The sequence below is a fragment of the Carboxydocella sp. ULO1 genome (genome assembly GCF_002049255.1).
In the GTDB taxonomy this organism is placed as follows: domain Bacteria; phylum Bacillota.
Map to the genome: position 1 here is coordinate 54,481 of NZ_BDLQ01000021.1, position 11,515 is coordinate 65,995.

Genomic DNA, 11,515 nt, shown 5'->3' on the forward strand with positions numbered 1-11,515 from the left:
TTATGCCCCCGCGCCCTCAGTTATTAATATGGCCTGTTCAATTATTTTCTGTTCAGCCTCTGTTAAGGGACCACGGTAACGACAGCCAGCGGCTCTCTGATGGCCGCCTCCCCCAAATATCTGGGCCAGCGCATTGACATCAACAGCCTTCTTGGAGCGGAAGCTGACCTTAACTAGATCTGGCTCAGCTTCTCTGAGCAGAATCCCAACCTCTACGCCCTTCTGGGCTTTGGCATAATTAACTATACCTTCCAGATGCTCATCCCGGGCCTGTAAACGGGTCAAAGTTTGCTTATCCAGTACCAGCCAGCAGACTTTGCGCTGGGGTGAATATTGAAAGTGGGCAAAGGCATACCCCAGCACCGCCAGGGTTTCTGGCGGTATTTCTTCATAGATCTGGTGATTGATTGTTTCAGTATCGGCGCCGGCCTCTTTCAATTCTGCTGCAATCCGGAAAGTGCTGGCGGTGGTATTAGGAAAACGAAAAGAACCGGTATCGGTCACAATGGTAACATACAGACAGGTGGCTATTTCCCTTGATAATGGCACCCCAGACATTTTCACCAGCTCATATATGATTTCACCGGAAGCAGCCCGTTCAGGAACTACCAGGTTAAAATCAGCAAAAAATTTGTTACTGATATGATGGTCAATATTGAAGAGGGTGCTAGCCTGACGGTAATAAGGCAAAATTTCATCCCCACAGCGTTTCGGTTCAGAACAGTCGACAAAGATCAGGTTTTTCCCCTGCCAGTCTCCTGCCTGGGGGCAAGAGAAACGTTGCACCCCCGGCAGGAAATGATAAAGCTCCGGTACTGGGTCCAGATTCCAGAGTTCAACCTTTTTCCCCAGACTCTCCAGCATAAAGGCCAGGGCCAGAGCAGAACCGATAGTATCACCATCAGGATTGATATGGCCGATGATAGCAAAATCATCCAGCTCTTGTAGCTTAGCCAGGAAATTTTTAATCTCTTGATTCTTCATTCTGGTTCACCTTGTTTAAAAGCTCCATTATCCTGGCACCATGCTCTATCGACTCATCATAGACGAATTGCAGTTCCGGAGCAAACCGCAGACGCAGGCGTCGACCCAGCTCCCCTCTGAGCCAGCCGCTGGACTTTTCCAGCAGCTCAGCAACTGCTCCTTTATCACCCTTGCCACCCAGCAGGGTGAAATAAATTTTGACATACCGCAGGTCAGAAGAGACATTGACCGCTGTAACAGTGACCAGTCGTAAAACTTCTTCTTTAACATCTTCGCGCAGGATTTTAGCCAGTTCCTTTTTAATTTCTTCAGCTACACGTTGCGGTCTGTGACCTCCCATTTTAGTTCACCTGCCCTAAATTTCTCTTTTTATTTTTTCAAAGGTAAAGAACTCAAGAATATCTCCTTCTTTGATATCATTATACTTTTCAATGGTCAAACCGCACTCATATCCCTGGTTAACTTCACGTACATCATCTTTAAACCGCTTGAGAGATTCCAGTTTACCCTCGTGCACGACGATTCCATTGCGGATTAACCGTAAATGGCTATCCCGGGTAATTTTGCCTTCCAGCACATAGCAACCTGCGATGGTACCGATTTTGGAGGCCTTGAAAGTCTGACGCACTTCCGCCCGCCCCAGGACTACTTCCTTGATTTCCGGCTCCAGCAAGCCACTCATAGCGGCTTTTACATCTTCGATAGCATCATAGATAACCCGATACAGTCTGATATCGATTTTTTCCTTTTCAGCCGCCTTACGGGCATTGCTGTCCGGCCGGACATTAAAGCCAATTATAATAGCATTAGAGGCTGAAGCCAGCATAATATCGGTTTCAGTTATAGCTCCAACCCCGCCGTGAATGGGTTTAACTCTGACTTCATCATTGCTCAGATTTTCCAGGGACTGCTTCAAGGCCTCTACTGAACCTTGCACATCCGCTTTAACAATGACATTTAGTTCCTTGATTTCCCCTTCTTTAATACGGGCAAAGAGGTCCTCCAGACTAACCTTGCTGTTAGCCTTCAGTTCCTCTTCCCGCTTGCGATCCAGCCTGATTTGCACCAGTTGCTTGGCCTTTTTCTCATCATCAAAAGCATAGAAAACATCCCCAGCTTCTGGTACTTCTGACAACCCCAGGACCTCAACCGGCATCGAGGGTGGTGCTTTCTTGACCTGTCTTCCCTTATCATCTGTCATGGCTCTGACCCTACCAAAGGCAGTACCGGCAACGATGGCATCACCAATTTGCAGGGTACCATTTTGCACCAGCACAGTAGCCACCGGTCCGCGGCCTTTATCCAGTTTAGCCTCAATCACTGTACCTTTAGCCAGGCGTTTGGGATTAGCTTTCAGCTCCAGCATTTCAGCCACCAGCAGAATCATTTCCAGCAAGTCACTAATTCCTTGCTTGGTTTTGGCAGAAACATTTACACAAATGGTATCTCCGCCCCATTCTTCCGGCAGCAGACCGTGTTCAGTCAGTTCCTGTTTTACCCGATCAGGGTTAGCTCCTGGTTTATCCATTTTGTTAATGGCAACTATGATCGGTACATTGGCAGCTTTTGCGTGGTTGATAGCCTCAACAGTCTGGGGCATTACCCCATCATCAGCCGCTACCACCAGGATAGCGATATCAGTAACCTTTGCCCCCCGGGCTCGCATTGCTGTAAAAGCTTCGTGACCGGGAGTATCCAGGAAGGTAATTTTCTGCCCATTGTGCTCGACTTGATAAGCGCCAATATGCTGGGTAATTCCACCAGCTTCTGAAGCAGTAACATTAGTCTGACGGATAGCGTCGAGCAAGGAAGTTTTCCCATGGTCAACATGCCCCATTACCGTAACCACACAAGGACGGGCTACCAGATCCTCAGGACTATCTTCCTGCTCCAACAGCTCCAGAATTTCTTTTTCCGGGTCCTCGATTTTGACCTGAACTTCCACCCCGTAATCAGCGCAGATAATTTCAGCGACTTCTGCGTCGATTTCCTGGTTGATGGTAGCCATAATGCCCAGACCGATTAACTTTTTAATCAATTCAGCGGCTGGTTTCTTTAAACGATTAGCCAGCTCCTGTACAGAAATGGAAGCTCCCATAATGATAGGCCCAATAACTTCCTGATTTTCATTGCTCGCCCTTTGCTGTTTGTTTCCTTTTTTGGCTTTACCGCGGGTTTTTTGCTTCTCCAGCAATTTTTGTTCTTCCCGTTCCCGGCGTAATTCGATAATGTTCTTTTCCTCTTTTTCCAACGGTTTTACCTTTTCCCGCGGCTGCTCCTTTTCCGGCGGTATTACCGGAGGTATATTAGCAGCGGCCTGGGGTCGCGGCCGGCGCTGATCGTCCTTACGGAATTGGGGCTGATTAGCCGCTGCGGCAGGGGCCTGACCCGGTTTTCTGTCCCGATTCTGCTCCCGCTGCCGATCACGCCTTTCACCTTGCGGTACTGGTCTGTTTCCAGGTCTGTTATGCCGGTGCTGTTGACCCTGAGGCCGGTGCTGTTGCTGTTTCGGTTGCTGTTGTTGTGTGGTAGTTTCTGTCTGCTGTTTTTTGGCTGTCTGCTGCTTAGGCACGGATTTCTCCTCTTTTTTCTCTTTTTGACCTTTTGCTTTTGCCCGTAGCATTTCTGCTACATCATCTTCAATTGTGCTCATGTGATTTTTTACCTCTATTCCATGGTTTTTTAGCCAGCTGATCATATTTTTACTTTCTATCCCCAGTTCCTTTGCCAGCTCATGCACCCTGATTTTACCCATGAATTCACCCCCAGAAGTTATGCTTTTAGACCAGATTTTCATATACGGCTTTTGCCAGTTCGGCATCAAGAATCAGCACCACGGCTCTGGGAGATTTGCCCAGTGCTATGCCCAGTTCCGTTTTCGTTCCGGCAATTACGCTCTTTATACCCAGGGACTTAGCCCAGTGTTGATAAACATTTATCCGTTTACTATTTAAATCTCCTGCCAGAACCAGTAATTCTCCTTTGCCTTTTTTCAACATGGCCTCAACAGCCGCTTCGCCCGATACCACTTTCCCTGAACGTTGCCCCAACCCTAAGAGACCTAACCATCTGTTTCGCATGCCGCCAACTCCTGTTCCAGTTGACTGATTAGTTCAGGAGGAATGGTAACCGACAGGGCTCTGTCCAACCGCTTGCCTTTGACTGCTTTTTTTAAACATTCCAAATTGGGACAGATATAAGCCCCACGCCCATTCTTTTTCCCAGTCGAGTCGACCAGCACCTCTCCTTCTGGAGTCCGTACTATCCGTACCAGTTCTTTTTTAGGCTTCATCTCCTGACAGCCTACGCATTTTCTTTCCGGAATCTTTTTTACCTTCATCAGCCTCACTCCAGTTCGGCAGCTTGACTCTCACTCTTGATATCGATTTTCCAGCCTGTTAATTTCGCTGCTAAACGCGCATTTTGTCCTTCTTTACCAATAGCCAGAGAAAGCTGGTAATCCGGCACAATTACTCTGGCCATTTTCTCCATATCCCTTATTTCTACTTTAACCACTTTGGCAGGGCTCAGGGCAGCAGCCACAAACACTGCCGGGTCTGGATGCCAGGGGATAATATCAATTTTTTCGCCCTTCAATTCATTTACCACCATCTGCACCCGGGCCCCTTTTTGACCAACACATGCTCCCACCGGATCAACATTTTCATCTCTGGAATGGACGGCAATCTTGGAACGGTATCCCGCTTCCCGGGCCACCGCCTTGATTTCCACAATTCCTTCCCGAATTTCAGGTACCTCCAGCTCAAACAGGCGTTTCATCAGCCCCGGATGGGTACGGGAAACATAGACCTGAGGGCCTTTATTGGTACGCTTGACCTCAACCACATAGGTTTTAATCCTGTCCCCGGAATGGTATTCTTCCGTAGGCATTTGCTCACTTTTGGAGAGCAAGGCTTCGGTTTTGCCCAGATCGATGATAACATTATCCCGTTCGATGCGCTGTACAATCCCGGTAACAATGTCCCCTTCCCGATTGGCAAATTCCTCATAAATCAGACCTCTTTCAGCTTCCCGCAGCTTCTGGATTACCACCTGCTTGGCATTCTGGGCCGCAATCCGACCAAAGTTACGGGGAGTTACTTCCAGTTCCACCACATCGCCCAGGTCATAACGGGGGTTAATTTTTCTGGCCTCGGTCAGGCTGATTTCCTGGGTTTGGTCAGCCACTTCTTCTACTACAGTTTTTCTGGCAAAGACTTTAAGTTCCAGCGTATCCCGGTTAATATCCACCCTGACATTGTCTCCGGTACCAAAGTTCTTTTTGTAGGCTGAAACCAGAGCTGCTTCCAGTGCTTCGATAATTACTTCCTTGTCCAGTCCCTTTTCCCGCATCAAATCAACCAGTGCTTCCAGTAGTTCACCACTCATTGCCTGTGCCTTCCTCCTTAAAAATCTATTTCTAATTTAATTTTGGCTATTTGATTACGTGGGATGCTGGTTTCCAGCATCTCTTCTCCTATCCCAATAACCACTCTTTCTTTAGAAAAAGCCCGTAGAGTACCTATCCATTCTTTTTTCCCTTCAAAAGGGGCAAACAAACTGATTCTGACTTTCTTACCCAAAGACCGGGCCAAATCCTGGTCGTTTTTCAGGGGCCGGTCCAATCCTAAAGAAGATACTTCCAGATGATATGGGAAGGGTATCGGATCGTGATTATCCAGAACAGGATCAATTTGCCTGGAAATCATTTCACAATCATCGATATTGATGCCTTCCGGTTTATCAATAAAAATGCGCAAATACCATTCACCATGTTCTTTTTCTAGTTCCACATCAACAACTTCAATTCCCAGGGGTTCCGCAATTTCCTGCGCCCATGTGAGTACCTTCTGGCAAACCTCTTTCTTATTCAATTTTTTTCACCTCTTCAACAAATATTTCCACTGGTTATTATTTCCCAGGCTCTATCCTTTAATAGCCATTCCATCTCTGCAAAAGGAAAGAGTGGGTATGGACCCACTCTTTATCCGCTCCATTCATGGGATACTATAACAATTATACCATAGTACAACTATAATAGCAACCCCATCATTACTTCATCAATATACTCCGAGCCAATTCGATATTGTCTTTTCCTTCTGCCTTCTTCCTGGAAACCGTGTTTTTCAAAGAGATGGATTGAGCGACGGTTGGTGGTAAAAATCTGGGCTGTTAGTTTGCCGAAGCCTTTCTCTTTGGCCCATTCGATTGCATAAGCCAGCATTTGACTGCCAATCCCGGCCTCCCGATAATCCTTAACCAAATGCAGGCCTATTTCCAGCACATGCTGCAGTTTGGGATACTTGCCTCCCCCTGCCTGGGACGCTCCCAAACCGCCGATAACCTTATCTTCATGCAAAGCGACCAGCAAAAGATTGTGCTGAGTATCCAGGTTAGCGATATATTTAGCTTCTTCTTCCACTGTTCGTCCCACATTTTCGGTGAGGATAAAACTGCGCTCCCTGGCAACTGAAGCTATACTGCTGAGAATCCCTTCAGCATCTTCCGGCCGGGCAGGGCGGAGCCAAATTTCCCTCCCTTTTTGGTCAATAAAACGCCACTCTCTCTCCATACTTTAACCTCCCATCCTTTAATCTTAAGCCATAGTAAAAAGCTGCAACTGACTGGTAGCCGGCAAACCTCTTAAACAACCATGCCGGTCTAACACCTCGATGACGGTTTTGGTCAGGCGGGCCCTGGTCCGCAAATCCTCAATGGACACAAAGGGGGCTTCTCGCCGCGCCTCCACAATATTCTGGGCTGCAGCTTCACCTACTCCCTGTAAACCAGCAAAAGGCGGCAGTAATCCTTCCGGGGTGATGATGAATTTCTTGGCCTCCGATTCTTCCAGGCTGATCCGGCGCATTTTGATTCCACGCATATACATTTCCAGAGCCAGTTCTAAGATGGTCTGCAGGTTTTTTTCTTTCTGCGTAGCGTCAGAGCCTTTGGCCTCGATCTCTTCAATGGTCTTACGTACAACCTCTGGTCCCTGACAAATGAGCTCCGCATCGAATTCATCGGCACGTACGGTGAAATAGGTAGCGTAAAAGGCTTCAGGATAATAGACTTTAAAGTAGGCTATCCGGAACGCCATCATGACATAGGCTACCGCATGGGCCTTGGGGAACATGTATTTTATTTTCTTACAGGATTCTATATACCACTCCGGCACATTATGCTTGCGCATTTCTTCTTCATCTTCCGGTTTTACCCCTTTACCTTTCCGTACGCCCTCCATAATTTTAAAAGCTCGGCTGGGTTCCAGTCCTTTATAGATCAGATAGATCATAATATCATCCCGGGCCGAAATGGCCTCTCCCAGCTGACAGATGCCATTTTTGATTAAGTCCTGGGCGTTATTTAACCAGACATCGGTTCCGTGAGAAAAACCGGAAATTCGCACAAGTTCTGAAAAAGTTTTGGGTTTGGTATCTTCCAGCATCTGTCTTACAAATTTAGTCCCGAATTCAGGTATACCGTAAGTGCCCACATTACTCCGAATTTGTTCCGGTGTCACCCCCAGTGCCTCCGTACTGGAAAAAAGGGATAATACTTTCGGTTCATCCAGGGGTATGGTTTTGGCATCCACTCCGGTCAAATCCTCCAGCATTTTTATTACCGTCGGGTCATCATGTCCGAGAATATCCAGTTTAACCAGACGGCTGCTGATGGAATGGTAATCAAAATGAGTGGTAATCACCCCGGATTTTTTATCATCGGCCGGATACTGCAAAGGAGTAAAATCGTGAACATCACAATCCCGCGGTACTACCATGACCCCTCCTGGATGCTGGCCTGTTGTCCGCTTTACACCGGTACAGCCCTTGACCAGGCGGAGCAGCTCTGGATTGCGTTTGGGAATCCTGCGTTCCTCAAAATACTTTTTCACAAACCCGAAAGCGGTTTTTTCGGCAATGGTACCGATAGTACCAGCACGGAAGACATTTCCCTGGCCGAACAATTCCTCAGTATATTTATGGGCCCGGGGCTGATACTCACCCGAAAAGTTTAAATCAATATCAGGTACCTTGTCGCCTTTGAAACCCAGGAATACTTCAAAGGGTATATCATGGCCATCTTTTTTGTATTTACAACCGCAGTCAGGACAGTTCTTATCAGGCATGTCCGCACCAGAGCCTACCGACCCGTCCAGGATAAATTCGCTTTTCTTACACTGCGGACAAACATAGTGAGGGGGTAAAGGGTTAACCTCCGTAATCCCGGTCATGGTCGCCACAAAGGAAGAACCGACAGAACCCCGGGAACCGACCAGATAGCCATCATCATTGGATTTTCTTACCAGTTTATGAGCAATTAAGTATAAGACCGCAAAACCATTATTGATAATAGAATTCAGTTCTTTATCTATCCTGGCCTGTACTATTTCCGGCAGGGGGTCACCATAAATTCTTTTTGCCGTCTCATACGTCATGTTGATAATTTGCTCCTCCGCACCTTCTAGAACGGGAGGATAAAACTCATCCGGAATGGGTTTAAAAACTTCTACCGATTCCGCTATTTTCTGCGGGTTTTCAATTACAACTTCCCGCGCCTTCTCTTCCCCGAGATAGGCAAATTCCTCTAGCATCTCCTCGGTAGTTTTAAAATAGAGTGGTGCCTGGTCATCAGCATCGGTAAAGCCCTTGCCTGCCATTAATATTCGCCGATAAACTTCATCCTCAGGATTGAGGAAATGCACATCACCAGTAGCTACAACGGGAATCTGCAGCTTTTCCCCCAGCCTGACAATTTCCTGGTTCAGCCGTTGTAACTCTTCTAAATTCTTGACGGCATTTTCTTTCAATAAAAATTGATTGTTGCCAAGGGGCTGAATCTCCAGGTAATCATAAAATGTGGCGATTTCTTCCAATTTTTCCTGACTGGTCCCGTCGAGCAAAGCCCTGTAAAGCTCTCCAGCTTCACAGGCAGAGCCGATGATCAAGCCTTCACGATGTTTTATCAGCTGACTTTTGGGAATGCGGGGATGACGATGATAATAGTGCAGGTGGGACAAGGTAACCAGTTTGTACAGATTTTTGAGACCAGTCTTATTTTTGGCCAGTAAAATAATATGGTAAGATTTCAGACTATCCAGATTGATGTTTTTAATCAAACTGTTAATTTCCTGAATCTCATTTATGCCTTTTTCCCTTACCAGTTCCAGCAGTTTAAGAAAAATCAGGGCAGTAGCCTCAGCATCACAATCGGCACGATGATGCTGTTCCAGGTCTACTTCAAAGTGACGGGCCAGCTGATCTAGTTTATAATTTTTCATTGTCAGTAAGCAGCGAGCTAGCGATAAAGTATCCAGGAGGGGGTTAGTCAATTTTTCGCTGAAATACTGTTCAATTTTCACCCGGATAAAACCAGCATCAAAAGTGGCATTGTGAGCCACCAGAACAGCCCCTCGAATGAAGTTAAGAAAATCCTGCAACCCTTGTTCTGGCTCCAGAGCCTCAGCAAGCATTTCATTAGTAATACCTGTTAATTGGCTAATTTCTTCACTAATTGGCCGGGATGGCTTGAGAAAACAGTGGAATCTGTCTTGAATTTGTCCAGCCCTTATTTTTACGGCACCGATTTCAATAATATCATTGGTTAAGGGACTAAGTCCTGTTGTTTCCAGGTCAAAAATAACATAATCCGATTCGGCAATTGGTCCATTAACTTCACCGATCAGAATCGGCTGACCATCATCGATTAAATAACCTTCCAGGCCATAGATAACTTTAATGCCATACTTCCCCGCAGCTTCAGCCGCTTCCGGGAAAGCCTGTACTACGCCATGATCGGTAATGGCTATTGCCGCATGTCCCCACCGGGCAGCGGTTTTAACCAAATCCGCAGCACTGGCCACTCCATCCATCGCACTCATCTTGGTATGGGCATGGAGCTCAATCCTTTTTTCAGTCGCCTGGTCCTGTCGTTCAGGTATCCCTTCGGCAATGTTAATATCATAGGCCATTACCACCAGTTCCCGGCAAAAAGGGTCATATTGCACTGGTCCCCGTACTTTCAGCCATTTACCTTCTTTTAGCCAGGAATTCTCCTGTTCCTCATCCTTTTTCTCGCTGAAAAACTTGACCAGAATGGAATCGGTAAGATCTGATATGGCAAAAGTTGTCACAGTCCGACCGGATTTTAATTCCTTGCGTTCAATATTGAAGATTTGCCCCTGGATAACCACATTCCGTTCTTCTTCCAGAACGTCCTTAATCAGGACAGGAGTAGCGGTAATAGGCTTGCCTTTTAGAACAGGACTTTCCTTCTCTTCTTTTCTTTGCTCTTTATTTTCCTGCTCCTTATCAGTTTTTTCCTCTTTTGCTATTGCTTCAATCCTTTGAGTCAAAATGGTCTGCACATCCGGCAGGTCTTCCTCTAAGCTCGGCTGGTGGCCGATATCCAGAAGCACCTCCGGACTAAACTCAAAATGTTTCAGGCAATATTCCCTGATTAGTTCGGGAATCTTCTTGTCCTTTAATACCTGAACTCCCAGCAGGTTAGGCATTGAAATCAGAATACGTCCGGCCTCAATTTCCAGTTCCGACATTTCCAGCCACTTGCGGCAAACTTCTGATTTTTCGCCTACAGCCTCAAGCAGATAAGACTTTAACTGGACTGACTGCTGGCTCAAATCCGAGGCTGGACAATATAACAATAGCTTCAGTTTAGCGGGCAGAATCAGTTTATTCCCCAGCCCCTGTTCCAGTATGTTTAATTCCTCCAGAGGCAGAAGCCCGCCGATTTTCAAGTGAACCAGCCACAAACCCTGTTTCTGGCTGATTTCCACTTTGATTATCTCTGCTTCTGCCAGCAGCGCACAGCTTTCCGGAGAAAGGCGCAATTCCTCTGCCAGTTGCCCGAAATCTATTCTGCGCATAGTAATTACCACCCTGTTAAGGATTTAACAATTTCCCAGTACATTTTCATTCTGGCCTGCATCCCTTTAACCAGGCCAAACTTTTCTTCTTTCATTCGATGGGTAAGATCAAAAAGTTCTACCTCCAGCACTTTCCAACCTTTCTCCCGGGCCAGACTGTTAATAAAAACTTCTACCCCGTAGCGGGTGCTGGCCAGTTCATCATAGGGGGTAATTAAGTCCCGTAAAAGGGCCCTTTGTCCGGACAAACTGGGGGTAATTTTTTGCGCCAGGTCAGTGGTTAACCTACCCCCGCTAAATATACCTACTGTCATTTCAGCTTGTCCATTTAGAATTGGATTCAAAAGATTGGTGATATGTTCATCTCTAAGACCGATCAGATCAGCATCAAGAAACAGCAGAACGGAATGAAGAGCAGCTCTGGCGCCAACTAGCAGAGCTGCTCCCTTGCCTTGATTGTAAGGTAGTTCGATCACTTTTGCTCCTGCTTGCTCAGCAAGGATGGCGGTTTGGTCCTGACAGCCATCGCAAACAACGATCACTTCATCTACCAGAGCATGATTCCTGGTTGTTTTCACCACTGGCGCGATAGTTTTTGCTTCATTATAAGCCGGGATTATGGCAGAGCATCCCATGGTACAACCTCCA

10 protein-coding genes are annotated in these 11,515 nt (G+C 46.7%); all 10 read right to left on the reverse strand.

Translation table 11 applies throughout. The features are described 5' to 3' along the window. The 10 genes from ULO1_RS04350 to ULO1_RS04395 all read right to left on the reverse strand — a co-directional run bounded on the left by ULO1_RS04350 (position 1) and on the right by ULO1_RS04395 (position 11,502). On the reverse strand, positions 1-984 hold the full coding sequence (locus ULO1_RS04350; RefSeq protein WP_079906370.1) for a bifunctional oligoribonuclease/PAP phosphatase NrnA: 984 nt from the start codon (positions 982-984) through the stop codon (positions 1-3). Beyond that, positions 965-1,324, reverse strand: a complete 360-nt coding sequence (gene rbfA, locus ULO1_RS04355; RefSeq protein ID WP_078665244.1) for a 30S ribosome-binding factor RbfA — start codon at positions 1,322-1,324, stop codon at positions 965-967. The genes ULO1_RS04350 and rbfA overlap by 20 nt, the downstream gene beginning before the upstream one ends. A gap of 15 nt (positions 1,325-1,339) precedes the next feature. Next, positions 1,340-3,739 (reverse strand): translation initiation factor IF-2, encoded by a 2,400-nt coding sequence (gene infB, locus ULO1_RS04360; RefSeq protein WP_079933043.1) that lies wholly within the window; start codon positions 3,737-3,739, stop codon positions 1,340-1,342. A 25-nt stretch (positions 3,740-3,764) separates the two neighbouring features. Then, on the reverse strand, positions 3,765-4,064 hold the full coding sequence (locus ULO1_RS04365) for a ribosomal L7Ae/L30e/S12e/Gadd45 family protein (RefSeq protein ID WP_078665246.1): 300 nt from the start codon (positions 4,062-4,064) through the stop codon (positions 3,765-3,767). After that, positions 4,046-4,324: an RNase P modulator RnpM gene (gene rnpM, locus ULO1_RS04370; protein ID WP_078665247.1), complete on the reverse strand. Its 279-nt coding sequence runs from the start codon at positions 4,322-4,324 to the stop codon at positions 4,046-4,048. The genes ULO1_RS04365 and rnpM overlap by 19 nt, the downstream gene beginning before the upstream one ends. Positions 4,325-4,329: 5 nt before the next feature. Continuing rightward, a complete protein-coding gene (gene nusA, locus ULO1_RS04375) occupies positions 4,330-5,373 on the reverse strand; it encodes a transcription termination factor NusA (protein ID WP_107753463.1) in 1,044 nt (347 codons plus the stop codon). A 17-nt stretch (positions 5,374-5,390) separates the two neighbouring features. Continuing rightward, the gene (gene rimP / locus ULO1_RS04380) at positions 5,391-5,858 is read right to left on the reverse strand and encodes a ribosome maturation factor RimP (protein WP_078665248.1); all 468 of its coding nucleotides are present in this window, start codon (positions 5,856-5,858) and stop codon (positions 5,391-5,393) included. 158 nt (positions 5,859-6,016) lie between these two features. After that, positions 6,017-6,556, reverse strand: a complete 540-nt coding sequence (locus tag ULO1_RS04385; RefSeq protein WP_078665249.1) for a GNAT family N-acetyltransferase — start codon at positions 6,554-6,556, stop codon at positions 6,017-6,019. Between the two features lie 24 nt (positions 6,557-6,580). Beyond that, entirely contained in the window at positions 6,581-10,867 is a 4,287-nt protein-coding gene (locus tag ULO1_RS04390; protein ID WP_079933044.1) for a PolC-type DNA polymerase III, read from the reverse strand. A gap of 5 nt (positions 10,868-10,872) precedes the next feature. Further along, on the reverse strand, positions 10,873-11,502 hold the full coding sequence (locus ULO1_RS04395; protein WP_079933045.1) for a glycosyltransferase family 2 protein: 630 nt from the start codon (positions 11,500-11,502) through the stop codon (positions 10,873-10,875). Positions 11,503-11,515: the final 13 nt, after the last annotated feature.